The sequence below is a fragment of the Pedobacter sp. ISL-64 genome (assembly GCF_018613605.1).
Classification (GTDB): domain Bacteria; phylum Bacteroidota; class Bacteroidia; order Sphingobacteriales; family Sphingobacteriaceae; genus Pedobacter.
The window spans coordinates 47,270-72,146 of the sequence record NZ_JAGGPU010000028.1; the positions used below are offsets into that span (position 1 = coordinate 47,270).

The following is a 24,877-nucleotide window of genomic DNA, read 5'->3' on the forward strand; positions in this document are numbered from 1 at the left end:
TTTATTTTGAAGTTTTCTTGAACACAATTTTAAAAATTTAAATCCAAATCTTTAAAAAAATTTCAACAAGAATATCCCTCCTGAACTAATGTGCCAAACCACCATTTAAACTGATGGTTATGATGGCTAAAATGATAAATCCAATGAGTACATATAGGTAATCGCGTTCGATCAAAAAGCTAAAAATAGCAAAAACAATACGTGCAATTGGCGTAAAAATGAGCATCAGGATACCAAATTGTACAATGGCATCGCCCTGAAAAGTAGATACCCCCTTAAATATGGCCACTATAGAAGAAAACTTGCTCAGCTCGGGTTTAAAAACTTTATAGTCGGTAATGGCCCCACTATTATGGATTAGAAAAATGGCACCACCTATTAATACAATGCTCATCGAAATAATTACACCTGCACGCAGAAGCGTACCCAAAATTACCTGAATATCCTTATCGTTTAGGTTTTCTTTTCCTGTTGTACGCATTATAATCCGCTTATTCCTTTATAAATCATCTGTAATGCCAAGAATACAACAACTACGGCAAATATCATTTTGAGCTTATCGGTTTTGGCTCTTAATAAAATTTTTGAACCAATAGTTGCGCCAGTTAAAACGCCGATACATACTGGCATGGCAATGCCCGGATCGATCTGGCCACGATGTAAGTAAACCACCGCACTGGCAGCAGCAGTAACCCCCATCATAAAATTACTGGTTGTTGTTGATACCTTAAATGGCAAACGCATAATGTTATCCATCGCGATTACTTTTAATGCCCCACTCCCAATACCCAGCAAACCCGATAATGTTCCGGCAAAAAGCATCATTAAAAAACCTCCCGGAACATGTTTTACCGCATATGGATGATCTATACCTTTATCCGGATAAGATCCATTGAGTTTAAAAAAATTGGCCCATTTATCGGTATTGTCTAAAGTGGTATGATCTACCTTTTTCTTTAGCGTCATGATGGCCGAAAAAATCAGGATACAGCCAAATAGAATAGCAATATAATTGGCATTGAGATAAACCGCTACAATTGCCCCGCAAACTGCTCCAATTGTAGTTGCGATCTCTAAAAACATCCCGATCCGGATATTGGTAATCCCTTCTTTTACATAAGCTGCTGCCGAACCCGAAGAGGTAGCGATAACAGAAACAATAGATGCACCGATGGCATAATGGATATCAACCCCTAAAGCCAAAGTGAGCAAGGGAATAATAATCACCCCACCACCTAAACCTGTTAGCGAGCCTAATAATCCGGCTAAAAAAGCACCTAATAAAACGATAATGGTAAACAGCAATACCGACATGCGGGCAAATATAATGCACTGTTTTTGGGTAAACGAAGGATTAAGGGAATAAAATAAAGTCTATATGTTATATGGGGAAATAGAATTTTAAGAACAGCAAATCCGCTACATTTAAATTTCAAATTATTCCAACATCTTTCAAACGCTGAATAATTCGATTTACATCAATGGTATCAAGCTCACTTTTGAGGTAAATTTCTATAAGAAAAACAGTTTCATTATCAAGCAATACATAGGTAATTACTCTTGCCCCACCTGATTTTCCTTTATTGGTACCAGAAATGGCTAAACGAATCTTGTAAACGTTTTGGCCAAGGTGAACACCCTGAGTTGGATTTGCTTTAATTTCTTTTGATAGTTCGGCAACATCAGTAAGTATACCCCGATATTTTTTAGCAATTCGTTTTAATTCCTTGGCAAAATCTTCAGTTGGTACAACTTCAAACTTCATTTTCCAACTCAGTTAAAAGTTCTTCAATAGATTTCAACTTAATCTTACCTTCCTGATGAAGTTTAATTTGTTCAAAAGAGTTTTTTAAACGAGCATACATTGCTTCTTCAGCCGCATTCAAAGGTTTTTTAGTTACTTTAGCTTCTTTATCGATATCATAATTTAAGCCTAAAGCATCTAAAACTGCTTTTACAGCTTTCTCAGTTTTTTTATCGTTGATATTTACAGTTAAAGTAGTCATAATAACAAAGTTAAAAAATAATAGGAAGAATTGTTTGATAGTTTAAGCCATTAAATTGTTTTATTTTTAAATTGTTGCCAAGTCACATTAAACTTTATAATGCAGCTTACTTTCCTTACTCAGCTCAACATCCCTAAAACTTTCCAACAGTTCAAAAGCAATCTGCCTGATGGTTTCGGGTATTGGGTTAACAATAGTGCTGTTACCCTGGGCGTCTTTTATTTTCCAGCCTGAGATGTTTAATATAAGCGGATCGACATTGGCTATCGATTTTACTATTTTAGCTCGGGTAAAAGCATTCCCATCCGAATCGATAATCACTTTTTTATTGTTCCACCAGTTTTCTTGTGAAACACTAGTTAGGGTTGAAAGATCTAATTTGGCAGCATATCCCCAACCCTTTCCGGTACGATGTGCCAGTTTCAATAATCCGATAAAATTGGTGAGGCTTTTGGGGTTATAAACTTCCGAACTACAGTATATATTGAGATGACTGAGTTTAAGCTGCCCCAACAATGCTTTCGAATGATCGGTATTATGAAAAATCCCAGTTATTTTCTCTGCTATTAAAGCAACTACTGTTTCATTCCCGTTATCGTATTCATTGCAAAGTGTGTTTATATCCTTCAATTGTTGCTGTAACAGCGAGACCAGTTCAGGTTTATTCAAAATGGTTTTCATCTTAAATACTTATTTGCCCAGCCTCTTAATCATTTCCGCACTTAAATCTCTTCCATCATTTAAACGGTTGGCGAAGAATGATTTGGCCGCTTCGAAATGTTCTTTGTAACCTTTTAAATCGCCATAGCCAATAATCGATGCCCATTCGTGCACCGCGGTGTGGAATTCTAAATCATCTCCGCGGATAGATTTATCATATAAAGCAGTATTAATCGACTCCTCTAACATTTCTTCATTCTTGAAAAGATATTCGGCAATGCCCAGCCTCAATTTAAAAGGTGGCGTTTGGCAGATCAGGTTATCGTAAGGGTTTACGCCCATTTTATACCAGGCATATACCATGCTCAGCAAACTTAAATGCGAATTTGGTTTCTGTTTATGGCTGGCATCCGATAGGCTGAATTCTTTCATGATGTTATCATCCAACAGTAAAAGCGAACGGCTTTCATGAAAAACGAAATCGCGGGCCGCATAAATCTTTTCCCTAAACTCCGCCTCATTCTCGCAGATCATCAACTTAAACAGTTCCGATTCGGCCTGCGCATAATATTTTACCTGTTTCTGGGCATAAGGATTTAAAATAGCCAAACCAGCATAAATGTGCGATTTGTAACTAAAAATTCTCAGCGTGGTCAAAATTTTCACGTTATCGATTCCACCCGCATATGCCGGATTATCCCAGGGGAAAAAACCCGCATTTTTCCATGCCGAGCCCATGCTTTCGAACCCCATGTGTGTTACCGCCTGTGTATCGGCCACAATGCGGTCGTGCTCCCTGTAATCGTCCATTTCAATAATGTTCGATTTTAAAGATTTATAAATTTCTAATGCTTTGGCATAAACAGCATCGGTAGCACGGTGACGCACCACTACAAGTGTTTGCCCTTCCGGACTAAATGCAGGACCATGCAAAGAATGACAGGTTACAATCTGGGTATCCTCTGGAAGGTGTTTTTCGAAAGCAGCAATTTCGGGATGTTTAACTGAGGTTTGTCCGGCAACTATGGCACCATATTTTGTTGAGCGGGCAAAAGCAGCTACCACCTCATCAATTTTTTCGGCTTCAACGCAATAGATAATAAAGTCTGATTTACGGGCAACCTCATGGCCATCGATTAAAACTTCGATTCCTTTAGGTTCCAGCTCATTTTTTAAATCTGTAAAACGTAAGGGCATATCTGCCCCACATACCTTATAACCAGCGTTTATGAACGATAGTGCATACAATTTGCCCATATCGCCCAAACCAATAATTCCTATTTGCATGAAACAAATGTAACCTATCGCAAATAAATTTATAATAAAACTTAGATAAAATTGTTATTTAGAATGTTAAACCAGAACAATTTTATCGATTTGCCAAAACCTTAAACAAATTTTATTAACCGGAAAATGGATAAAAATGTAGTTTTACATTCTAACACCTATATTTAAACTATGCAGAAAATTAAACACACCCTATTGTTTTTAGGCGCTATGCTATTTTTAAACGTTGCCTTTGGGCAAACTTTACCTGATACTACGAAAAATACCGATCCATCTCTAAATGGCCAGTATCAGTTCATGTTAAAGAAATCTAAAAGCTTCAACGGCGCAAGGCTGATCAATCCATCACGGTTATCATCTTTATGGAAAAGTGTTAGTGATACGTTAAGAAAAGAACGTAAGCAGCTGCAGGAAGCCCGTCAGGAAATTAAAGCACAAGCCGATAACATTTCGAGCTTAAAAGGCGAAGTAAATGGAAAAGAAAGTTCCCTGGCCAATGCCAACGCTGCTGTTAATGAAATTAAATTTTTAGGCATATCCTTCAATAAAGGCACCTATAATACCATTGTTTGGGCCATTATTATTGTACTTGGGGTAGGTTTGGCCTTTGTAATTTTCCAATCGGGTAAATTAAGGCACGAAGCGAAGTACAGAACCGAGCTTTACCAGGAAGTGGCCGATGAATTTCAGGCACACAAAGTAAAAGCAAAAGATAAGGAAATGAGACTTGCCCGTGAGCTGCAGGACGAGCGTAATAAATGGGATGATGGCCGGGGAAGATAGTCGAAGACCTTTTAATTAATTGACAAAACTTACTTTTTTTTTTTAGAAAAGCAGGGCTAGTAGTGCTTCGGTTCCACTAGCCCCGCCATTCGCTTTACCTCACTGCGTTCAGTGTCTGCTACTGTCGGGTTTATGGAATATGGGTTTGTGGTTATGGAAACCAACCGATGCCTAAAACACGAAACGTTCCTACGGAACGAAAAAAAATAAAACTTTTTTTCTACCGAGGAGTCGTCCCGATGGGACGAGCAATTTTTGATCATATGAGATAGAAAGGGTGGGCGGTAGCTAAACATAGGTGTTTTCTTCTTAGCTTGGTGATACTGCTCCATTTGACGGAAGAAAAGGAAGCAACTTTATCATCATAAATCGTCCCATCGGGACACCTGCTGGATAGCCAATTTATATAATTGGCATTTTTAGCTCCTTAGGAACGTTTGATAACAAACCTATTAATAGACCTACATCATTTGGCCACCTAAACCCGATCGAAGCGAAATGCCAATTCCTTTAATTGGCAGAAGCGGGAGCGGGGACTGCTCAAGCTACCGCAACTGCTTTCCAAACAAATAACGGTTTTAAAAAATGATTAAATTATACGAGAAATCTGCAAGTACATTTAACAATAGATTTCTCCATTCCGTTGCACTTTAGTCGAAATGACGATAACAGGCTTAATTTTTGATGCTGTACTTCAAACCCACCTCAAATTCGCCATTGCTATAACTCTGCATTTTTGAAGTATTGGTAGTGTACTGGAATAAAACCGAAAATTGGTTTTTGTAGTTTGCACCAAAACCAGCTGTAAAACTGTTGGTGCTATGATATATGCCGTTCAGCATCAACTTATTCTCTAAAAACTGAAGATTTACACCGGCATCAAAAATACCATCATAATTCTGCACCCCTCTATACACCAATTTCGGTTCAATATTGTTGATTACTTTATCGGTTGTGAATTTATAACCGGCTGCGATAAAATAAATCGATCGGTCTACCACGTTTCGTAGTACATCTCTTTTAAAAAACCGTTTAAGATTAGGCAAAGCAGCCTGTAGTGTCAATTTATCGGAGCGGTAAGCTACTCCAAAATCGCCATCCAAATACAGCCTGCGATCGTTAAAACTATTAAGCACATCGTCGTCTAAATCGCCTTTGGCTTTACCAAAATCAATCCATTCATTCATAATGCCGGCAGATAAACCAAAATCCAAGAAGTTAGTCCCACCATTTAAAGGTAAATGATAAGCATAAGTTACAGTTGCCCTGGTACGGTTAATGGCGCCTGCACCTTCATTGTAAAAAAGAATACCCAAACCTACTTTATTATTAGTCAAACCATAGTCGCCAGTTAAATACTGAATCTTTGGTGCACCTTCTACCCCCGTCCATTGCGTTTTAAATGCTGCATTTAAATTTAGTCCGGTTTCTAAACCTGCCATTGCCGGGTTAGCCAAAAACTGGTTCTGATAGTAGATGCTACCCATGGAATTAAGCTGGGCAAATGCTGGTGTAACAAACAAAAACAACAGCCCCGCCATATAACATTTCATTTTTTTCACGCTGTTATTTTTTATATAAGATTGATATAAAACCTTTAATAGAACCATCTGCTCCTAAATCGAGCATATAATAATAAGTATCTTCGGTAAGTGGCTTTCCGTTAAAATAGCCATCCCAGTTGTTTTGATAACCTGGTGTAGTATAAATCAACCTTCCTCCCCTATCAAAAATGGATAGTTTGTTGTTCGGATACTTTTCTAAGCCCTTAACTACAAAAAAATCGTTTTTCCCGTCTCCGTTTGGAGTAAGGATATTATTTACAATGGCTACGTCGGCTGTGGTCTGTATGATCAGAAAAGGCTGTAAAAATCCTTGGGTCAATGTAGTGTTGGCAGCCTGTAAAGTTTGCACCAGTACCATTTCACCAATACTAAAATCGTATAATTGATTATTAATCTTACCGTTGCCACTAGCCGAATTAACCACATACGGCAAACTTTGTGCGTTTGCGTTTCCCCAGAAAAACACTATGGTTAAGAAAACAAGCAAATAGGATATTCTTCTCATTGTGCTTAGTTTAAAGAGATCCATGCCGCCCCATCGCTTTGAATGGTGAAAGTTTTTGCACCGGTAATGGTGGTTACATCAGAATCATCATTCGACAAAACAGGATTGTTTAACGTAACATCACCTGATGATAAAGCTTTCACAATTACATAAATCCTTCCTTTACAGCTAGAGGCCGTTGGGAGATTAACACTTACCGCCAAACCTGCATTTTTTATCCTGACTGTGTAATGACTGGCATCGAGTGTTAAGGCTCCGGCTGTGGTATAGGTTAAAACACTTGCTGCGACAGAACCATTGATGTTTAATGTACTTGCATTTGCTGGCGCGTAAGCTACAGAAGATGCAGCGGCAGTTCCATTAATGGTTAATGCGCCACCATTTGCTGCAAAATCGCCAGCGATTAGCGGGTATGAGGTACTGGAGTTAGCTACTACCAAAGTATTATTTGAATTTGTGCTGTTAGCGGCAGCATTGCTTCCGATGAAAACATTCCCTGCCCCATTGTTTTTCGAACCGGCGGCATAACCTAGTGCCGTATTATTGTCGCCATTACTGGCTTCAAGCGCCAAACTTCCAATAGCTGTGTTTGATATACCAGTTCTGTTGGCCATTAGCGTATGCGTGCCAATTGCAGTGTTATTGGAGCCTACCGTATTAATCGCTAATGCCTGCGAGCCAAAGCCGCTGTTGTTGATAGCACTAAAACTGCGCTGTAACACCAGGTAACCAAAAGCGCTGTTTTCGTAACCTGAAATGTTAACAGATAATGCTTCGCGACCAAATGCACTGTTGTAAAAGCCAGATACGTTCGCGGTAAGTGTTTTATAACCGTAAGAAATATTGTTTTCGGATGAATTGCCTAAACGGCCAGATTTTAAACCGTTAACCAGAAAGTTGATGGCTACGTCGTCTGTATTACCTAGGAAATTATTGTTTTGATCGATGCTGCCAGTATTCCCTTTTAGTGCCCAGGCATTTGCATTTGCAAATAATGTCCTGCTGATTAATTCGGGTTTTCCGGTTGTTGCATTGGTGATATACACTTTGTTTGCATCGCTCACCCCATCAGTAGTTAATTTAGCTATCGTAACAGATGCATCAGCAAGTTTTGGTGTAGTTACCGACCCATCAGCGAGCTGTAGTGTATTTACTGCGGCATCATCGATATTAACGTTTTTAACTTCTTTGCTTCCAATTTTTACAGCGGTTACTGCAGCATCGGCTAATTTTGCCGTTGTTACTGCACCATCTGCCAGTTTAAGCGTGCTAACCGCCCCCGTGTTGATATCAATTACTACATCTTTCAATAAAGCAGTAGCGCCATTAGAACTAATACTCAAATCAGTTGAGGTTAATGCCTTAGCGCCTGACAGTTGGCTTACATCCAATGTTACTGGTTTCCATGCAGCCCCATCGAATAGGAGCACCTGATTATTGGCTGGCGAAGTGGCATTTAATGTCTTTCCCTGAAGATTAGCTAATGTAGGATTTGGATAATTCCCTGTTAAATCACCACCAGCTACTCCTGTTGAAGGACCAACTGGGCCTATGTCACCTTTATCCCCCTTATCCCCTTTTACGCCAGGTATGCCCTGTAAACCTTGTAATCCGGTAGCTCCCGTTGCACCTGTATCTCCTTTCGCTCCTTGTGGACCTGTTGTACCTACTGCTCCTTGTGCACCAGCAGCACCAGTTAAGCCAATTGGCCCCTGAGCACCAGTTGCTCCTGCTGGTCCTTGTGGACCTGCAGCGCCTGCAATACCTTGTGCACCAGCAGGACCTGCTACACCCGGATCTCCTTTGGGTCCGGGTGGCCCGTTGGCAGCATAAAGGGCATATGGAACACTTAGCAATTGTGCGGTTCCGGCCAAACTAAAATTTGTACCATTATCAGGATCGATTTCGACCTTAACAAACTTTAATCCACTCGCCCAAGTTACTCCAGCAATTGTACCACTAACCGAACTTGCACCAGTAGCCCCAATTGCCAATGCATATAAACCTAAAGCATTGGTTGTTACATTTCTTACTTCAGAATATTGAACGGTTCCAGTTGAAGATCCATCTAAAATACTAATCCGCAAGGCTATATTTTTATTGGTCAGTGGGGTGCCATTAGCATTTCTTGCTGCTCCTTGATAGTTAAATTGTTGCGGGCTTTGCGCTTTAATAGCTAAGGTGAACCCTATACTTAACAAAGCAATTAGTAAAAGTTTTTTCATGAATCGGGATGAGATCTAAACATCAGGCGTAAAAATAAGGGAGCCCAACGATCAAATCTAACAATTAGTACAAGCTGCTCCATTCGCTTTACACGAAATGCTAATTACAAATACTAAAACGATTTTAAATAACTATAAATCAATCACTTAAATAAAATTTAATTTCACATTTTACACAAACACCCAATTTAAGGCCGATTTAACCCTCTAAATCAGAAGAAACACAGCGTGAACCAGTAATTAATCGAACATAAAAAGTAAAGCCAGAAAGTTATCTTTAGGTTTCCGAAGGAAAAGATATTCCCTTTATATTGCGGTATAGATCAACTGCGTACAAATCGGTCATACCCGAAACGAAATCCAATACGCTCTGTATGATAGAATAAATATCAGTCAAATCGGTATGATATTGTTTGGGAATAAGTTTAACCAGTTTTTTATAATAGTGTGTATTGTTATGAATAAGTGCAGGAACAAACTCTTCTAATAAACCGGCCATAATTTTATAACCGGCAACCTCTTTCTGTATAACCGACGAGAAATTGTAGATACGCTCAACAGAAATTTTTTCTACGGCTTTCCAGGCAGAAATATAGGGCTCGGGCAATAAATCGGTTAAACTTTGATTAAGCTCGCCTTTCAATAACTTTTCTTGTTCCCTAAAAAATATACCTGCACACTGGTTGGTTAACGTATTAATTGCTTTTGCCCTCAACAGACCGATTTTTGCATCGTCGTCTTCATAATCATTTTTTAAACGATCTTCGATGGTGGTAGAATTGGCAAAAGGCAACAGATAACTCTTTACCTCCTCGTAGGAAAGTATCTTTAAGCGGTGTGCATCTTCCAAATCGATGATGCTGTAACAGATATCATCTGCAGCCTCAACCAGATAAACCAAAGGATGGCGCTTGTAAATAAGATATTCGCCTTCTTCTTTCTCCAAATTGAGCTCTTCTGCGATCTTTTTAAAAGTTTCTTCTTCTGATTGAAAGAAACCGTATTTCTTACGGTGCAGCACTCCCTTTTGTTTACCCGCAATTGAGGCGCAAGGGTATTTTGCAATCGAAGCCAAAGTAGAATAGGTTAACGCATAAGCATCGTTGCCTTTTCCTTTTAGCGGATGGGTAAGGATCCGGATGGCATTTGCATTACCTTCAAAATTAATTAAATCGTGCCACTGCGATTCCTTCATTTCTTTCTGATAAACTTTCCCATCGCCATCGGTAAAATATCGTGAAATAGCTGCTTCTCCTGAGTGCCCAAAGGCTGGGTTTCCTAAATCATGCGCCAGTGCAGCGGCAGCCACGATATTACCCACTTCGTTAATTAAAGGAACATCTTTAATCAGTTGCGGTTGTTGCTCTTCTACACTTTTTAAAAAAATATTGGCCATGGAGCGGGCCACACTGGCAACCTCTAAACTATGCGTTAAACGGTTATGTACAAAAACACTTCCCGGCAATGGGAAAACCTGGGTTTTGTTCTGCAACCTTCTAAAAGGAGACGAAAAAATCAACCGGTCATAATCACGCTGAAAATCAGACCGTGCCCGATCTGTGCTGGCACCATATTGTTCTTGTCCGTATCTCTTATTCGAAAGTAAATATTTCCACTCCATTTATCCCGTATGCATTTAAAATTTGGCGCAAGTTAAACAAAACGCGAAAATGGTTAAGCATAAAGCTTCAGGTAAAATTTAAATTACATTAATTAAAAGATATTTTTATATTCGCCAGAAAATTAAACAAACAAATAATGAAAAAAATCTTATTAACGCTCGCTATCTTATGCTGCTTTACGGTCTTAACCAAAGCACAATTTGAAGGCTCGAAGCAAATTTTCGAAAGTCCGAAACTAAAGGAGACAGTCAAAACACAAAAAATTGTAGCCATCTTACCTTTTGAGGTAAAAATTTCTTACCGGAAACAACCAAAAAATTTCAGTGCAGAAGGAAACAAAAGCCAGGAAGAGTCGATGGCAAGATCAATACAGGCCAGTATGTACACCTTTTTGTTAAGGAAAGCTTCTGATTATACCGTAACTTTCCAGGATGTTGACAAAACAAACATCTTATTAAAAAAAGCAGGTGTTTTAGGTAAGTTAGACGAAACAACTAAAGATGAACTAGCCAAAATACTTGGTGTTGATGCTGTTATCGGTGGGCGTTTTGAAACTGAGCAAACGAAATCTGAAGCTGGTGCAATCGCCTCTGCTGTTTTATTTGGTGGCTTTGGTGGAAAATCTGGAACAGGCACCATGTTCTTAACCATAAACAACGGAGCGGATGGAGAGTTAATGTGGCGTTTCTTTAAAACAATGGACGATTCCATTATGAGCTCTACCGATGATATGGTAGAACGGATGATGCGAAAAATATCACGGAATTTCCCATATAAAAGTTAAAACGAAGGCAGATAGAAATATCTGCCTTTTTTATTACTCCCTATTTTTTGATTTATCCTGATTCAAACTATTTAGTCTGCGTTCTGTTTATTCATAAAGCTATAATACTATGAAAACGAACATATATAACAAGGAAGAGCATATTGAAGGTTATGTAGGATCAGGTGATGAACAATTAGAAAAATCTGATGTACAAAAAGCTTACGAAGCAGGTAACGACACCGATGTAGTAACCAGTTATGGCAAAGAACCAAGCGAACTGATTAAGGGAAATCCTTTAGCCAAAGACGGCCGGGATAATTCTGGCACGCAAGGTAAAGATTCTCTTAGTGATGACGCTTACAACAGTTCGGATAAAAACCCAACCATACAGAGTGCCGAAAGTCATACCGGAAGTTCATCTGACGATTTTAAGACGAAAACCAGCATTAATGAGGCTGATGAAAACCATGCTTTAAATACAGGAATATAAACAGATAATTATGGGACTATTAAAATATGCCATTTTAGGCGCAGCAGCCGTATATGGTTTTAAGTATGCCACAAAAAAGCGGATAACTGACGGTAAATCGTTGATTGATGACTTTAAGGAAAAAGCTCCGGAATATGTAGATAGGATTAAGGATTATTCTGAAAAAATAAGACAGGATTATCGTCAGACAAGTGATTTATACTGACAATTAATTGAGTGTAGAAATACACATTAAATTGATATATATCAATATATTAATGCAAGACGTCTTGTAAATTGGCGATAAGATCTTGAAATTTGCAGCGCTGTAGGATTCGCGACAAAGATTAACTAAAAAAATCAGAGACTAACGATTTAAGGGCATTTGCTTCTTGATTAACGCATTTCAGTTGTGGAATCCTAATTAATTTCCATCTACCGGAAAATGCATCAATATTATTAAGGGATTATTCTATCTGAATATTCCCTTTTTAAATGACGATAAACTATAAGTCTTTCCCACTTATGCCTTTATCTCTTTCTTTGTTCCTGTTGCCAATATCTTCATTCTGGCTCAAGTTAGCATTCTTTAGCCCCTCATTGATATGATGTTTTGGATCGTTCTCTGTTTTGGCTAAATGCGCTTCATCAGGCTGGTCTTTTCGTTTAAAATCAGCACGTTTATGCCCGTAAGTAGCCTCTCCATTATCCCATTCTATATCCTCCTCATTGTGGTTAATCTCCCCATTAGGATCGACATTTTTATTTTCATTCATTTCCATAGCCATTTTTTGTAGACACTTTTCTATAACAACAATTGGTACAATAAAAAAGTTTACATCAGGCATTAATTACATACCTCCCAGCCATTCCTCTTACTTACCAATTCTGCAATCAATTGCAGCTATTGTACGCCTTTACTTTGATCAATCTCCGTACTACTATCTAAATCATCTTTAGTTGATCCATTTTCATCACGATGCTTTGGTGGATTTTCCATCCTACTTTCTTCCAGTTCAGAAAAATCACCACCTTTTTGATTGGCCACTTCGCCATGCGAGGAAGGTTTATCTTTCAATTCTTCTTTAGGATCAGCAAAATCCTGTCCCTCAACTGGTAATCTTTGGTGCGTTTTATCTTCCTTAGTCATATCAGTACAACCAGCTAACGTTGTTTTTGTTTTGAAATTTGGATGCATAAAAAAAGGCCTCGATTTGCATCGAGACCTTTTCTGTTCTTTTAAAATCAATTAAACTTTAATTTCAACTTCAACACCGCTAGGTAATTCAAGTTTCATTAAAGCATCAACTGTTTTAGAGTTAGAGCTATAAATATCCAATAAACGTTTGTAAGCGCATAATTGGAACTGCTCTCTAGCTTTTTTGTTTACGTGTGGAGAACGTAAAACAGTAAAGATTTTTTTCTCTGTAGGAAGTGGAATTGGTCCACTTACAACTGCACCCGTAGGCTTAACAGTTTTTACGATTTTCTCAGCAGATTTATCTACTAAGTTGTAATCGTACGATTTTAATTTAATTCTGATTCTTTGGCTCATCTTATTTTTAATTGTGGTTTCCTGTTAGAGCTATTAACAACAGAAACCGGATTTATCTTTTTAGTAGCAAGTATTTAGTATCGAGTATCAAGACTAATAATCCATCTTGATACTTGATACTTTTATCTTAATACTAATTAGTCTTCAGATTTTACTCTTCCTTTAGATTTAGCAATTACTTCATCCTGTACATTTTTAGGCGCAGCTTCATAGTGGTCAAATTCCATTGTAGAAGTTGCACGTCCTGAAGTGATTGTACGTAACTGCGTTACATAACCAAACATTTCAGAAAGTGGCACAGTTGCTTTAATTACCTGAGATCCGTTACGGGTATCCATACCTAATAACTGACCACGACGACGGTTCATATCACCGATAACATCACCCATGTTTTCTTCAGGGGTTAAGATTTCGATTTTCATGATTGGCTCCATCAAAGTAGGTTTACATTTAGGTAAAGCCTCACGGTATGCCATTTTAGCTGCAAGCTCAAATGATAAAGCATCTGAATCGACCGCGTGGAATGAACCATCCGTTAAACGAACTTTCATATCAGGAAGTGGATATCCAGCTAATACACCATTTGCCATAGAAGCAGCAAAACCTTTTTCTACTGAAGGGATAAATTCACGAGGAATTGAACCACCTGTAATTTCGTTTACAAATTGTAAACCACCTTTTTCAAAATCAGCATCAATTGGAGAGATAACTACTGAAATATCAGCAAATTTACCACGACCACCTGATTGTTTCTTATATGTTTCGCGGTGAGTAGTTGTACCGAAAATAGCTTCTTTGTAAGCTACTTGTGGCGCACCCTGGTTAACTTCAACTTTAAATTCGCGTTTTAAACGGTCAATTAAAATATCTAAGTGTAACTCACCCATACCAGAGATAACTGTTTGACCAGTTTCCTGATCAGTTTGTACTCTGAATGTAGGATCTTCTTCAGCCAATTTACCTAATCCAATACCCAATTTATCAACATCAGCCTGAGTTTTAGGCTCAATAGCTAAACCGATAACGGGCTCAGGGAAGTTCATTGATTCAAGAACGATTGGGTTTTTCTCCTCACAAAGTGTATCACCTGTTTTGATATCTTTAAATCCAACTACAGCAGCAATATCACCAGCAGCCACATTAGGCACAGGGTTTTGCTTGTTTGCATGCATTTGGAAGATACGTGAAATACGCTCTTTACTTTCTGAACGTGAGTTATACACGTAAGAACCTGCTTCTAAGTTACCTGAGTAAACACGGATAAAACATAAACGGCCTACAAATGGATCGGTTGCAATTTTAAATGCTAAAGCTGCAAACGGTTCAGTAATGCTTGGTTTTAATAAAACTTCCGCACCAGTATCAGGGTTCGTACCAGTAACACCTTCGCTATCCATAGGAGAAGGCAATAATTCCATCACATAATCAAGCATGGTTTGAACACCTTTGTTTTTGAAAGATGAACCACAAACCATAGGAACAATTTTAGCATCTAATACAGCAGCACGTAAAGCATCTAAAACTTCGCGTTCTGTAATGGTGTCAGGTGCATCGAAGAATTTCTCCATTAAAGACTCATCATAATCAGCAACTGATTCTAACAATTTCTCTCTCCACTCTGCAACTTCATCAAGCATATCTTCCGGGATAGGCACTTCAGTAAAGGTCATTCCTTTATCATGCTCATTCCAAACAATACCACGGTTGTTAATTAAATCAACCACACCTTTAAATCCGTCTTCAGCACCGATAGGCAATTGCAATGGAACTGCATTACTACCTAACATATCTTTAACCTGCTTAACAACTTTTAAGAAGTCAGCACCAGAACGGTCCATTTTGTTAACAAAACCGATACGAGGTACGCTATAGTTATTCGCTAAACGCCAGTTGGTTTCAGATTGAGGCTCAACACCATCAACAGCTGAAAACAAAAATACCAATCCGTCTAGTACACGTAATGAACGATTTACCTCTACGGTAAAATCCACGTGACCTGGGGTATCAATAACGTTAACATGATATTTTTGACCTCTGTAATTCCAATCAACCGTAGTTGCTGCAGAAGTAATTGTGATACCACGTTCTTGCTCTTGCGCCATCCAATCCATTGTTGCAGCACCTTCGTGCACTTCACCAATTTTATGACTTACACCAGCATAATAAAGAATACGCTCTGTTGTTGTAGTTTTACCTGCATCAATGTGAGCCGCGATTCCAATATTTCTTGTAAATTTTAAATCTCTTGCCATTATATTTTTTTTGATTTATCTGATTTTAAATGATTACACCGATTATGTTAAAACAAATCGGTGTAATTTATCTAATCAGTATAATCTTCTAATTAAATCTGTGTAATCTTACTAATCTGTTAATCCTAATACTAGAATCTGAAGTGAGAGAACGCTTTGTTAGCCTCAGCCATTTTGTGCGTATCTTCTTTCTTCTTAACAGCAGCACCTTCACCTTTAGCAGCAGCTACGATTTCACCAGCTAATTTCTCTTTCATGGTTTTTTCGCCACGTTTACGAGCGTATAAAATTAACCATTTCATACCTAAAGCTGTTTTACGCTCTGGTCTAACCTCAGTTGGAACCTGAAAGTTAGCACCACCAACACGACGAGATTTAACCTCTACAGCTGGCATAATGTTAGTTAAAGCACGTTTGAATATCTCTAAACCGTTTTCACCTGCTTTTTTCTCAGCAATTTCAACAGCATCATAAAAAATAGAATAAGCGATAGATTTTTTTCCATCGTACATCATATTGTTTACAAAACGAGTTACCTGAACATCGTTAAATTTTGGATCAGGAAGAATAATTCTCTTTTTTGGTTTTGACTTTCTCATTTCTTATTTCCTCCCGATTATTTCTTTTTACCTTTTGTTGGCGCCGCAGCTACTTGTCCTGGTTTAGGACGTTTAGTGCCATATTTAGAACGACGTTGGTTACGACCAGCTACACCTGATGTATCTAATGCACCACGGATAATGTGGTAACGTACACCTGGTAAATCTTTAACACGACCACCACGGATCAATACGATTGAGTGCTCCTGTAAGTTGTGACCTTCTCCAGGAATGTAAGCATTCACCTCTTTACCGTTCGTTAAACGAACACGGGCTACTTTACGCATTGCTGAGTTTGGTTTTTTAGGGGTAGTGGTGTACACACGTGTACATACACCTCTTCGCTGTGGACAGCTGTCCAACGCTGGAGACTTACTCTTGAACTCCAGTGCTACTCTACCTTTTCTAACTAATTGTTGAATGGTTGGCATTGTGCTTTTTTATGTTTTTTTATTAAAAAATTTACCGCTCCCCCGGCATCCTTGCAGATAGCCCATAAAACGGACTGCAAAAGTAGAACAATTCTTTTTAAAAATCAAGGGGTTAGCGTAAAAAGTTTTGAGTTGGGAGTTTTGAGTTGGGAGTTGAGAATTAAGCAGTTGCGATTCTTCCGCTCACTCGCCGACATTGCGAACTGAAGCGGGTGAAATTGTGATGGCGTGAAGCAATCTTTCTCTCCTTAAACATTAAATCCATTACAGCATCGTTTCATAATTACAAGCTGTTACTTGGAAAGCAATTGCAGTAATCCTTAGTTTGGGTTCGGCCCCGCTAATGTTACAAGCTCGCGAAGAACTCACTTTCCACGTATATCGGGTTTAGGTTGCAAGGTAAATCGCCCTATCAACGTTTTTAATCTCATTTTATAAGAAAAAATCTCTTTGCTACTTCCCATACGCTTTAAAAACACTTAAATTACATATACCTTAAATTCATAAAAGATTGTGTTAAATACTTTATCTTTAATAAAAATCTAAATTATATGTTCTTAAGTATCATCGGCATTATTATCATTTTTATTGGTTTTGCCCTTTCAAAACAAAACAATATTGTTGGCCAGTACAGCAATGTCATCAAAATTATTGGGGTAGTATTTGTCATTATAGGCTTATCCTTCTCCATGTTTAAAGTTATCGATGCCGGTGAAGTTGGCGTTAAAACAGTTTTTGGAAAAGTAGATAATGAAGTTTTATATAGCGGTTTAAACGTAATTAACCCAATTGCCGAAGTTACACCCTTTGATGTTAAAACTCAAAACTACACAATGTCTGGCGTTCACGATGAAGGAAATAAAGAGGGTGATGATGCACTCCGTGTATTATCTGCCGATGGCTTAGAAGTGGTGATAGACCTTTCTGTATTATTTCGTGTCAAGGCCAGTTCAGCCCCAAATATTCTTAGGGAAATCGGAACAGATTATCTACAAAAAATTGTTCGTCCCGTTTCGCGTACAGCTATAAGAGATAATGCCGTTTCGTATGATGCTGTCGCTTTATATTCGAGCAAGCGCGATGAATTTCAAGCTAAAATATTTGCAACCATCAATAAAAGTTTTGCAAAAAGAGGTTTGGAGTTAGAGCAGTTACTGGTACGCAACATCACTTTGCCTGCATCAGTAAAAGCCAGTATCGAATCTAAAATAAACGCAGAACAGGATGCGCAAAAAATGACTTTTGTACTTCAAAAAGAACGCCAGGAAGCTGAACGCAAAAGAGTAGAAGCACAGGGAATTGCCGATTACCAACGCATTCTTTCTACAGGTTTGAGCGATCGTCAACTCCAATACGAATCGATATTGGCGCAAAAGGAAATTGCGAAATCGGCAAATACGAAAGTAATTATTATGGGCAATGGTAAAAGTGCTCCGATTATTTTAGGTGGAAATTAATTGTTTAAGCACCTGAAACATGAAAACGAAAATCTTAACCTTACTCCTTTTTAGTATTGCATATTTATGTAATGCACAAACTCCAGGCACGGTTAAAAGAAAAGCCAATGTAGACTTTGATGCATATGAGAAACTCATACCTGAGGTTAAAGCCCATCGCAAAAGTAAGCTCATTGATTTACCCACATTTTTAAAAATGGCTGAAGAGAAAGGCACCATCATTTTAGATACACGTTCTGATAGTCTATTTAAACGAAAACATGTTAAGGGAGCTATTCATCTAAATTTTTCTGATTTCACGCAACAAAACCTGGTAAGGATTATACCCAATGCAGATACCAGAATATTAATCTATTGCAATAATAATTTTATAGATGACCAGGCAAATTTCGCCAGTAAAGTAGTTGTGCCTGTTTTAATAAAGAAAAAAATAGCCCCAATTTCATTAGCCTTAAATATTCCTACTTATATTAATCTATATGGGTATAGAAATGTATATGAGCTCTCCGAACTGGTAAGTACACGGGATAAACGAATAACCTTTGAAGGGACCGAAATCAGAAGTGCTATTACTAAAGCACGATGATAAAAGCTAAGCCTTAATTACAATCCTTAAAACTATCTTTCAGAACCTTCAACTGTGCAACTGCTGCTTCTAATTCTTTTGGTGCTTTACCATACTCGTAAGTAATTTTATACTGTTTGCCATCGGCATTAATAGCAATCCACTCTGCACCTCCATCAGCACAATCAGGGCAGCCAATTACTTCTGGCAGGGCCGAAATCTTCTCTAAATTCAATTCTTTTTTGATTGCGTTTATATCAGCTTCGGAGATTGTTTTGCTACAGGTTTTGGTGTCAGCCGTTTGCCCGTTTTTTGATTTAGAAAAAGTAAGTTTCAGGTCGCTAATGAGTAAATTATTGGAACAATAGCCTACACACATCCCAAATGATGATCCATAACCAATACTGTTTAAGGTTTTAATGTCGCCTTTTTTACACGCCGAAAAGGACAGGGTTATTAAAATTGTAAAAATGAGTGGTAAAGTTCTTTTCATATATAAGCCTAATTCTATCCGAAGATACAAATATCAAGCTACATAGAGATAACCTAATCTCCACAACAACTGTTTCAACATCAGGCATAAATGGGCTGTATAGTAGGGATAAGATATTTCAGGCACCTAATTAACGGTATTACGTGGGTTGTTCCTTTGGTTGTTTGCGCCCACTTTGGTTAACTTGTAATTTAGTGATAAATAAAAATACCGGGTGATGTTGTTGTACCTTACATCTTCAATCCGGCTGCTATTTACAACTCTATCTATGCTGGTATTCTGGTTCAGGATATCAAAACCTTTTAAACTCAGTGTTACCCTTCGTTTCATTAAATATTTGTTTATGCCCGCGTTAAGTAAAAAGTAATTGTTATTAAACCCATCAGCGCGGCCAGCTGAACCGATATGATTCAAATCAGCTTCTATCCGTAAATCTTTAATGAACTCGTAACTTAGATTTAAGGTGTTATTTAGCGTAAAATATTTATTGTCGATCGCCAATTCGGCCGAATTATTTATTTTGGTATAGGCAACATAAGCAAAAATACCAGCATTAAATTTATCATCAATATCATAGCTCCAGTTAACATTTGGTCCAATTTCGAACCTGTTGGTAATGTTTTTAGCGCCGCTGATAAAGTTTGTTCTGTGTTCAGTGAAGAAATTTGCACCATAATTAGTCCTTAAACCTTTAAGTTTTGATGGCATCCCAAAAAATGTTCCGGCACGCAGGTAATAATTACCATTTACGTTAATCGGCTTCACCGTTTGGATACCATTGTTATAGGTAATATCATTTCCGGTATCATCAAAAGATAAGTTGTAGAGGAAATATCCATTCCAATAGCGGTTATTATCTGGACTAAAGGTATTAAAGTTTACCGATAGGCGATGGTTTTTCCGGGCTTCGAGATCAGGGTTTCCGATTCGTTGATATAATGGATTGGTATTGTTCTGTACAGGCTGCAGATCGGTAACCGAAGGCAGATTAACGCTTGCCCGGTAATTGATAGCAATGGTTTGATTCGCTTTATTTTTAAAATTGACCGTTAAACGCGGCAATAAGTTGTAATACGATTTTTCAATATTGCCAATATTGGTACCTACATTATTAAATACATTGGCATTTAACAAACTTTCCTGTGCATTGAAACCGAAATTATAGGTCCAATCCTTTCCTGTGTAGATAAACCCTAAACCTGCAACTTGTTGGCTGTTATGGTTATCGAAAATATTGGTTAAGGATGGCACAATGGTTTCGTAGCGATCGGTAGTCGGATTATAATCAAAGGTAATCTGCTGCGCATCAACAATGCTTCTTGTATAACCGTAAGCAAGATTGGCACTCCATTTTTGATTTAATGGCCGGGCATAATTTCCGTTGATGGTATAGGTTTTTGAAGCATTTTCCTGATTCGCTAGCTGATTGATATTGGTAACGGCAGTATCACCATTTACATATTGATGAAGCAGCGATTGATTTAGCCAGTCAGAATTAAAGGTATTCTGTGTACCATTTAACCGGAGCGAAACCGAGCCTTTTTTATTGGCCAATCTCCTTAGCACGGTAAACTCGCCAAATAAGGATGGGGTGAAATTATGCTGATTGTAATACTGGCTTCCATCATTTGCTTTTCCTGTAGCATCAAAATTAGCATTGAATGTACGGTTGTTGATGTTGGTGTTACTGTTGAGGATCACATTTGGCCGGAATACCATATCGGTTAACGAATCAGGGTGGTATTCTGCCTTAAAATTAAAGCGGTGCGCTTGATTATTGCTATTGCGGTCGGTATTATCCAGAGTGCGTAAAATATCGCCAGAGCTTAAGTCCTGGATATTGGATAATTTATTACCTAAACCTGAAGAAAAATAGGTAAAATAACTTCCACTGATGGCCAGTTTATTGTTTTTGCCCCAGGAATTACTGTAGTTTACGCCTCCACTATGTGTGGTGTAGAGTCCAATGGCATTGTTATCAAAAACCCCACTGCCGCCAATGGTTGTTTTGCCGTTATTGTTATTGATGGAGAAACTTCCCCCAGCAGGTGGGGCAAAAATATTTCCGATATTTCCACCGCTGAAACTACTCAGGTCATCGTAACCGAAACTGGCATCATTGGTATTGTTGCTCATGCCCAGAACAGCAAACTGCAGGTTTTTATTAAAGTGGTTGGCACTTAAATAACTTCCATATTTATCGGTTGTTCCTCCTGCAAGATTGGCGTTACCGAACCAGCCCTTTTTCTTATCTTCTTTAATGGTAAGGTTCAGTACTTTTTCGCGCTGACCGTCGTCAATGCCAGTGGCTTTCGCTTCCAGCGTTTTGCTGTCAATCAACTGTACTTTTGCAATCACATCTGCAGGGAGGTTTTTTGTTGCCGTTTTGGGGTCAGTGCCAAAGAAATCTTTACCGTCGACAGTTAAGCGGGTAACTTTTTGTCCCTGCACCAAAATACTTCCATCTTTATCAACGGTTACACCTGGAAGCTTCTTCAATAAATCTTCTACTGCGGCATTTGGCCTGGTTTTATAAGCATCGGCATTAAATTCTATGGTATCTTTTTTTACAGTGGCTGTAGCATAACGGCCGCTTACAGCTACATCTTTTAAGGCAATGGCATCTTCTACCAATTTTAAAGTGCCAATGTTAACAGCCCTTCCGTTCAAATTGATGTTTTTGGTGATGGAACTATATCCTAAGGCCGAAATCCTGATTTTATAATCGCCATTGGCAACCGCATTAAAAGAAAATTCTCCGGCTTTGTTGGTTACTACACCTACTTTTTTGATCGAATCAGTTTTACCGGATAAAATAATGCCCACAAATTCAATAGGTTGATTGGTTTTCGCATCAATGATTTTTCCATTTATATTACCCGTCTGTTGTGCGAATACTTTCGTAGATAATACGCACAGCAATATCCATAAATAGGTTTTCATAGTTAAGATTGTCTTTTTTGTTGGTTTGTTTGATTAGCCCTTTTTAAGGTTTCAACTATAAGACACCAAAAACTGAAAAGTGTGACAGAAAAAATACTTTTTTTTTCTAAATAACCCCTAGGCAGGCGACTTCCGAAGTTCGCTCCTACACCGACCTTTGAAACTTCGGAAGTCTGAGGGCTTTGATTATTGAGCGTTTTAAAGGAAAGGTTGCAAGGTGAGATAATTATTGAATGAGCGAATGACAGGATGATTGAATGTTAGAATGAACTGAACAAATGTTGAGTTTGATCACTGGCACATTCAATCATTCAAAATTCACTTATTCACCGTTAGATCTCATTGATGAAACGTATCAAGATATAATTCTTCTACCTTTTTGCGGGCCCAGGGCATTCTTCTTAAAAATTTTAAACTCGATTTTATCGTTTGGTTGTTGTTGAAACAATCGATTCTAATTAGTGATCCTAGTTTTTCCCAACCATAGTGTAGCTGAAGATCGGTTACAATTTTTTCTAAGGTGATACCGTGTAAGGGATTGTTTTTTTGCTGTTCGGCCATGGGGCAAAGTTAAGGCAAAATTATCAGGGTTTATATTGCACCATCCAAACATTTGCACCAGCGCAATCAGGGTCGCTTATTATATGGCTAAGCACTTTAAAGTGATTGGATTCAAGCAATGATCGATATTCATCTGTATCTAAAGAAGCATGAAATAAGTTTTCACCACTGTTCATCCCCCAAACCTCCCCTCTATCGGTTCCCGAGGTAAACAACAAAATGCCATTTGGTTTAAGGTGATGCCTAAAAATACTAAACATACCGGGTTGATCAACTGCCGGGAGATGAAAAAAACTATGCCAGGCAATTATCGCATCGAATTTTTCACCCAAGTCTAATTTACGCATATCTTTCAGCATAAATGGTGTGCCGGGAAAATTTAGCCTGGCTATTTCGAGCATCTGCTCACTGGCATCTACTCCCAGAACTTTTACATTTTGACTGATCAGATATTCCAGTATAGGTTTTCCGCTGCCGCAGCCCAAATCTAAAACATTTGCATTTGGAGGCAACCGCTTAAGTAAGTCGTCCAGATAGTTTTTCTCCCCTAAACCAGGATAACGATTTTCGGCAAACCATTTCCCGATCTTATTGTAAACTTTATATACGTTTTTGCGTTCTCCTTTTTCCATCTGTATAATTTTTTCAATTTATTATTAATGCTTTAGCAACATCAAATTAATTATAGCTATATTTTTTTTGGAAACAAACGTGCAATGGTTCTTGGCAAATGCAGCCCTGCCATCCGCTTTATCCCGATGAAGAATCGGGATGCCCGCTACTATCAGGTTTAGGATTAAAGGTCTGCTCCTAGCATGGTGCCAAGGCATCGAAGCGATGTTTCTAAACCCGATTGAAGTGGAAGCCCGCAGCGCAGCGAGGACTTTGAACGGAGCGGGACTGAAAACCTCCAGGAGAACGGAACCCTTCATTTCCAAAAACACACAACATCAGTTTGTAAATTAGCCAATAGCCGTAGCATCAATTTCGATCAGCATGCCAGTTAAGGCCAATCTTTGTACCGGAATAAGCGTGTTTACCGGAAATTTCTGATCAGGCCATATTTTGTTCGATTCTTTGATCAGGATTTCATGTTTCGCTTCATCATAATCAACCACCAATGTTGTCAACTTTGCAATATTGGCCATGGTTAAGCCTTTGCTTTTTAAAGCCAAGGCTATATTTCCGAATACAATACTTACCTGCGTCCTGAAATCATTACTTAAAACGCCATCGGTTCTGCTGCCACCCTGACCTGCAACAAATACAAGTGAAGAATTAGCTGAAACTGAAGCAACGTGAGAATATCCATGCGGACGGGGATCGTATATCCCTGCGGGGTTGGTAATTTCTAAAGTAGGTTTTTCCATTTTCTATAAATTAACTGGTGCTAAATTATTCGATAAGAAATAGTAAACCGTCGGTTATTTGCAATAAAAAACCTCCTGATCTTTTAAAATCAGGAGGCTATAATTATGTTTTGGCTAAATTAGTTACCCGTAGCTGTCCAGGTATTATTATCTTTATTCGAATCTGGCAATACTTTATTAGGATCTAAAGTAACTGATTCGATCTCTTCAGTTGTTGGATAACGTACCAACCAGGTTGCGTTTTTCATCCAAACATCAACCGGAACTTTTACGATATCCGTTTTACCACTTTTGGTTTTAACCTGCAGGATAATTGGCATTGGCATTTTCTCCAGGTTTACAACTTTAATCGCGCAGCCCACCAATTTATCGTCTTGCTTAACGGCCTCAACACCAGCAATACCCTGATCCATTTTCCAGTTATTTAACCACCAGCTTCTCCAGAACCAGGCTAAATCTTCGCCAGCACCATTTTCCATCGAACGAAAGAAATCAAATGGGGTTGGATGTTTAAATGCCCAGTTTTTAATATATTGACGGAAAGCATAATCAAAACGATCTTCACCTAAAATCTGATTTCTCAAGATATCTAAGCCCCATCCTGGTTTATAATATAAATTAACACCTATATTACGTTCTGCCATACCATCAGGCATTAACATCATGTTTTCATAAACCGGATTTCCGATGGTGCTTTTACCAACTTTATTCATATCGGTTGGCTGAGCGGCATACTCACCTTTATTAAAACTACTTTTAGAAA

General features: G+C 38.4%; 28 protein-coding genes and 1 pseudogene. 7 read left to right on the plus strand and 22 right to left on the minus strand.

From position 1 onward, the window contains the following. Positions 1–85: 85 nt before the first annotated feature. The 5 genes from J7E57_RS25465 to J7E57_RS25485 form a co-directional block, all read right to left on the minus strand. Positions 86–481, minus strand: coding sequence for a DUF1634 domain-containing protein (locus J7E57_RS25465; RefSeq protein WP_215124797.1), 396 nt, complete (start codon positions 479–481; stop codon positions 86–88). Next, positions 481–1,314 carry a sulfite exporter TauE/SafE family protein gene (locus tag J7E57_RS25470; protein WP_215124798.1) on the minus strand — a complete coding sequence of 278 codons (834 nt, stop codon included), beginning with the start codon at positions 1,312–1,314 and terminating at the stop codon, positions 481–483. Before J7E57_RS25470 ends, J7E57_RS25465 begins: the two co-directional genes overlap by 1 nt. Before the next feature lie 118 nt (positions 1,315–1,432). Further along, entirely contained in the window at positions 1,433–1,765 is a 333-nt protein-coding gene (locus J7E57_RS25475) for a type II toxin-antitoxin system RelE/ParE family toxin (RefSeq protein ID WP_215124799.1), read from the minus strand. After that, positions 1,755–2,006 carry a hypothetical protein gene (locus tag J7E57_RS25480; RefSeq protein WP_215124800.1) on the minus strand — a complete coding sequence of 84 codons (252 nt, stop codon included), beginning with the start codon at positions 2,004–2,006 and terminating at the stop codon, positions 1,755–1,757. Before J7E57_RS25480 ends, J7E57_RS25475 begins: the two co-directional genes overlap by 11 nt. Positions 2,007–2,093: 87 nt before the next feature. After that, complete coding sequence (locus J7E57_RS25485) at positions 2,094–2,687, minus strand: hypothetical protein (protein WP_215124801.1); 594 nt, start codon at positions 2,685–2,687, stop codon at positions 2,094–2,096. A gap of 137 nt (positions 2,688–2,824) precedes the next feature. On the opposite strand from J7E57_RS25485, the gene J7E57_RS27540 reads away from it, so the two are divergent. Further along, entirely contained in the window at positions 2,825–2,875 is a 51-nt protein-coding gene (locus tag J7E57_RS27540) for a Com family DNA-binding transcriptional regulator (RefSeq protein ID WP_371823055.1), read from the plus strand. 715 nt (positions 2,876–3,590) lie between these two features. Here the strand turns inward: J7E57_RS27540 and J7E57_RS27545 are convergent. Continuing rightward, positions 3,591–3,953 (minus strand): annotated as a pseudogene (locus J7E57_RS27545) (NAD(P)-binding domain-containing protein); the annotation flags it as partial. A 171-nt stretch (positions 3,954–4,124) separates the two neighbouring features. Between J7E57_RS27545 and J7E57_RS25495 the strand changes: the two are divergent. Then, positions 4,125–4,736 (plus strand): hypothetical protein, encoded by a 612-nt coding sequence (locus J7E57_RS25495; RefSeq protein ID WP_215124803.1) that lies wholly within the window; start codon positions 4,125–4,127, stop codon positions 4,734–4,736. 674 nt (positions 4,737–5,410) lie between these two features. On the opposite strand, the gene J7E57_RS25500 is transcribed toward J7E57_RS25495, so the two are convergent. The 4 genes from J7E57_RS25500 to J7E57_RS25515 all read right to left on the minus strand — a co-directional run bounded on the left by J7E57_RS25500 (position 5,411) and on the right by J7E57_RS25515 (position 10,652). Beyond that, positions 5,411–6,289 (minus strand): type IX secretion system membrane protein PorP/SprF, encoded by an 879-nt coding sequence (locus J7E57_RS25500; RefSeq protein WP_251030034.1) that lies wholly within the window; start codon positions 6,287–6,289, stop codon positions 5,411–5,413. Positions 6,290–6,302: 13 nt separating this feature from the next. Continuing rightward, on the minus strand, positions 6,303–6,806 hold the full coding sequence (locus tag J7E57_RS25505) for a gliding motility-associated C-terminal domain-containing protein (protein WP_215124804.1): 504 nt from the start codon (positions 6,804–6,806) through the stop codon (positions 6,303–6,305). A 5-nt stretch (positions 6,807–6,811) separates the two neighbouring features. Continuing rightward, positions 6,812–9,031 (minus strand): beta strand repeat-containing protein, encoded by a 2,220-nt coding sequence (locus J7E57_RS27325; protein ID WP_215124805.1) that lies wholly within the window; start codon positions 9,029–9,031, stop codon positions 6,812–6,814. A 277-nt stretch (positions 9,032–9,308) separates the two neighbouring features. Then, on the minus strand, positions 9,309–10,652 hold the full coding sequence (locus J7E57_RS25515; RefSeq protein WP_215124806.1) for a deoxyguanosinetriphosphate triphosphohydrolase: 1,344 nt from the start codon (positions 10,650–10,652) through the stop codon (positions 9,309–9,311). 137 nt (positions 10,653–10,789) lie between these two features. On the opposite strand from J7E57_RS25515, the gene J7E57_RS25520 reads away from it, so the two are divergent. The 3 genes from J7E57_RS25520 to J7E57_RS25530 all read left to right on the plus strand — a co-directional run bounded on the left by J7E57_RS25520 (position 10,790) and on the right by J7E57_RS25530 (position 12,114). Beyond that, complete coding sequence (locus J7E57_RS25520; RefSeq protein ID WP_215124807.1) at positions 10,790–11,437, plus strand: hypothetical protein; 648 nt, start codon at positions 10,790–10,792, stop codon at positions 11,435–11,437. A 109-nt stretch (positions 11,438–11,546) separates the two neighbouring features. Beyond that, positions 11,547–11,909: a hypothetical protein gene (locus J7E57_RS25525; RefSeq protein ID WP_215124808.1), complete on the plus strand. Its 363-nt coding sequence runs from the start codon at positions 11,547–11,549 to the stop codon at positions 11,907–11,909. Between the two features lie 10 nt (positions 11,910–11,919). After that, on the plus strand, positions 11,920–12,114 hold the full coding sequence (locus J7E57_RS25530) for a YtxH domain-containing protein (RefSeq protein ID WP_215124809.1): 195 nt from the start codon (positions 11,920–11,922) through the stop codon (positions 12,112–12,114). A 280-nt stretch (positions 12,115–12,394) separates the two neighbouring features. On the opposite strand, the gene J7E57_RS25535 is transcribed toward J7E57_RS25530, so the two are convergent. The 6 genes from J7E57_RS25535 to rpsL form a co-directional block, all read right to left on the minus strand. Then, a complete protein-coding gene (locus J7E57_RS25535) occupies positions 12,395–12,664 on the minus strand; it encodes a hypothetical protein (RefSeq protein WP_215124810.1) in 270 nt (89 codons plus the stop codon). 128 nt (positions 12,665–12,792) lie between these two features. Then, the gene (locus tag J7E57_RS25540; RefSeq protein WP_215124811.1) at positions 12,793–13,086 is read right to left on the minus strand and encodes a hypothetical protein; all 294 of its coding nucleotides are present in this window, start codon (positions 13,084–13,086) and stop codon (positions 12,793–12,795) included. A gap of 51 nt (positions 13,087–13,137) precedes the next feature. Beyond that, entirely contained in the window at positions 13,138–13,443 is a 306-nt protein-coding gene (rpsJ, locus tag J7E57_RS25545) for a 30S ribosomal protein S10 (protein ID WP_008244591.1), read from the minus strand. Positions 13,444–13,580: 137 nt separating this feature from the next. Beyond that, on the minus strand, positions 13,581–15,695 hold the full coding sequence (gene fusA / locus J7E57_RS25550; protein ID WP_215124812.1) for an elongation factor G: 2,115 nt from the start codon (positions 15,693–15,695) through the stop codon (positions 13,581–13,583). Between the two features lie 131 nt (positions 15,696–15,826). Beyond that, positions 15,827–16,294 (minus strand): 30S ribosomal protein S7, encoded by a 468-nt coding sequence (gene rpsG / locus J7E57_RS25555; RefSeq protein ID WP_029278632.1) that lies wholly within the window; start codon positions 16,292–16,294, stop codon positions 15,827–15,829. Between the two features lie 17 nt (positions 16,295–16,311). Next, a complete protein-coding gene (rpsL, locus tag J7E57_RS25560) occupies positions 16,312–16,725 on the minus strand; it encodes a 30S ribosomal protein S12 (RefSeq protein WP_008244597.1) in 414 nt (137 codons plus the stop codon). Positions 16,726–17,276: 551 nt separating this feature from the next. Here rpsL and J7E57_RS25565 point away from each other — a divergent pair. Continuing rightward, complete coding sequence (locus J7E57_RS25565) at positions 17,277–18,182, plus strand: prohibitin family protein (RefSeq protein WP_215124813.1); 906 nt, start codon at positions 17,277–17,279, stop codon at positions 18,180–18,182. A 19-nt stretch (positions 18,183–18,201) separates the two neighbouring features. Beyond that, positions 18,202–18,768 carry a rhodanese-like domain-containing protein gene (locus tag J7E57_RS25570; RefSeq protein ID WP_215124814.1) on the plus strand — a complete coding sequence of 189 codons (567 nt, stop codon included), beginning with the start codon at positions 18,202–18,204 and terminating at the stop codon, positions 18,766–18,768. Between the two features lie 13 nt (positions 18,769–18,781). Here the strand turns inward: J7E57_RS25570 and J7E57_RS25575 are convergent, their stop codons facing one another. From J7E57_RS25575 to J7E57_RS25600, 6 genes are all read right to left on the minus strand, one after another. Further along, the gene (locus tag J7E57_RS25575) at positions 18,782–19,240 is read right to left on the minus strand and encodes a hypothetical protein (protein ID WP_215124815.1); all 459 of its coding nucleotides are present in this window, start codon (positions 19,238–19,240) and stop codon (positions 18,782–18,784) included. Positions 19,241–19,366: 126 nt separating this feature from the next. Continuing rightward, complete coding sequence (locus J7E57_RS25580; RefSeq protein WP_215124816.1) at positions 19,367–22,183, minus strand: TonB-dependent receptor; 2,817 nt, start codon at positions 22,181–22,183, stop codon at positions 19,367–19,369. Positions 22,184–22,522: 339 nt separating this feature from the next. After that, positions 22,523–22,744, minus strand: coding sequence for a VF530 family DNA-binding protein (locus J7E57_RS25585; RefSeq protein WP_215124817.1), 222 nt, complete (start codon positions 22,742–22,744; stop codon positions 22,523–22,525). A gap of 23 nt (positions 22,745–22,767) precedes the next feature. Beyond that, on the minus strand, positions 22,768–23,376 hold the full coding sequence (locus tag J7E57_RS25590) for a class I SAM-dependent methyltransferase (RefSeq protein ID WP_215124818.1): 609 nt from the start codon (positions 23,374–23,376) through the stop codon (positions 22,768–22,770). A gap of 330 nt (positions 23,377–23,706) precedes the next feature. Continuing rightward, positions 23,707–24,114, minus strand: coding sequence for a RidA family protein (locus J7E57_RS25595; protein WP_215124819.1), 408 nt, complete (start codon positions 24,112–24,114; stop codon positions 23,707–23,709). 119 nt (positions 24,115–24,233) lie between these two features. Next, a partial coding sequence (locus tag J7E57_RS25600; RefSeq protein WP_215166299.1) for a peptidase occupies positions 24,234–24,877 on the minus strand: 644 nt, incomplete at its 5' end.

Bases quoted from the DNA above. Each gene is read 5' to 3' on its own strand.
- J7E57_RS25465 (WP_215124797.1), bottom strand. From the start codon at position 481: ATGCGTACAACAGGAAAAGAAAACCTAAACGATAAGGATATTCAGGTA.
- J7E57_RS25470 (WP_215124798.1), bottom strand. From the start codon at position 1,314: ATGTCGGTATTGCTGTTTACCATTATCGTTTTATTAGGTGCTTTTTTA.
- J7E57_RS25475 (WP_215124799.1), bottom strand. From the start codon at position 1,765: ATGAAGTTTGAAGTTGTACCAACTGAAGATTTTGCCAAGGAATTAAAA.
- J7E57_RS25480 (WP_215124800.1), bottom strand. From the start codon at position 2,006: ATGACTACTTTAACTGTAAATATCAACGATAAAAAAACTGAGAAAGCT.
- J7E57_RS25485 (WP_215124801.1), bottom strand. From the start codon at position 2,687: ATGAAAACCATTTTGAATAAACCTGAACTGGTCTCGCTGTTACAGCAA.
- J7E57_RS25495 (WP_215124803.1), top strand. From the start codon at position 4,125: ATGCAGAAAATTAAACACACCCTATTGTTTTTAGGCGCTATGCTATTT.
- J7E57_RS25500 (WP_251030034.1), bottom strand. From the start codon at position 6,289: ATGAAATGTTATATGGCGGGGCTGTTGTTTTTGTTTGTTACACCAGCA.
- J7E57_RS25505 (WP_215124804.1), bottom strand. From the start codon at position 6,806: ATGAGAAGAATATCCTATTTGCTTGTTTTCTTAACCATAGTGTTTTTC.
- J7E57_RS27325 (WP_215124805.1), bottom strand. From the start codon at position 9,031: ATGAAAAAACTTTTACTAATTGCTTTGTTAAGTATAGGGTTCACCTTA.
- J7E57_RS25515 (WP_215124806.1), bottom strand. From the start codon at position 10,652: ATGGAGTGGAAATATTTACTTTCGAATAAGAGATACGGACAAGAACAA.
- J7E57_RS25520 (WP_215124807.1), top strand. From the start codon at position 10,790: ATGAAAAAAATCTTATTAACGCTCGCTATCTTATGCTGCTTTACGGTC.
- J7E57_RS25525 (WP_215124808.1), top strand. From the start codon at position 11,547: ATGAAAACGAACATATATAACAAGGAAGAGCATATTGAAGGTTATGTA.
- J7E57_RS25530 (WP_215124809.1), top strand. From the start codon at position 11,920: ATGGGACTATTAAAATATGCCATTTTAGGCGCAGCAGCCGTATATGGT.
- J7E57_RS25535 (WP_215124810.1), bottom strand. From the start codon at position 12,664: ATGAATGAAAATAAAAATGTCGATCCTAATGGGGAGATTAACCACAAT.
- J7E57_RS25540 (WP_215124811.1), bottom strand. From the start codon at position 13,086: ATGCATCCAAATTTCAAAACAAAAACAACGTTAGCTGGTTGTACTGAT.
- rpsJ (WP_008244591.1), bottom strand. From the start codon at position 13,443: ATGAGCCAAAGAATCAGAATTAAATTAAAATCGTACGATTACAACTTA.
- fusA (WP_215124812.1), bottom strand. From the start codon at position 15,695: ATGGCAAGAGATTTAAAATTTACAAGAAATATTGGAATCGCGGCTCAC.
- rpsG (WP_029278632.1), bottom strand. From the start codon at position 16,294: ATGAGAAAGTCAAAACCAAAAAAGAGAATTATTCTTCCTGATCCAAAA.
- rpsL (WP_008244597.1), bottom strand. From the start codon at position 16,725: ATGCCAACCATTCAACAATTAGTTAGAAAAGGTAGAGTAGCACTGGAG.
- J7E57_RS25565 (WP_215124813.1), top strand. From the start codon at position 17,277: ATGTTCTTAAGTATCATCGGCATTATTATCATTTTTATTGGTTTTGCC.
- J7E57_RS25570 (WP_215124814.1), top strand. From the start codon at position 18,202: ATGAAAACGAAAATCTTAACCTTACTCCTTTTTAGTATTGCATATTTA.
- J7E57_RS25575 (WP_215124815.1), bottom strand. From the start codon at position 19,240: ATGAAAAGAACTTTACCACTCATTTTTACAATTTTAATAACCCTGTCC.
- J7E57_RS25580 (WP_215124816.1), bottom strand. From the start codon at position 22,183: ATGAAAACCTATTTATGGATATTGCTGTGCGTATTATCTACGAAAGTA.
- J7E57_RS25585 (WP_215124817.1), bottom strand. From the start codon at position 22,744: ATGGCCGAACAGCAAAAAAACAATCCCTTACACGGTATCACCTTAGAA.
- J7E57_RS25590 (WP_215124818.1), bottom strand. From the start codon at position 23,376: ATGGAAAAAGGAGAACGCAAAAACGTATATAAAGTTTACAATAAGATC.
- J7E57_RS25595 (WP_215124819.1), bottom strand. From the start codon at position 24,114: ATGGAAAAACCTACTTTAGAAATTACCAACCCCGCAGGGATATACGAT.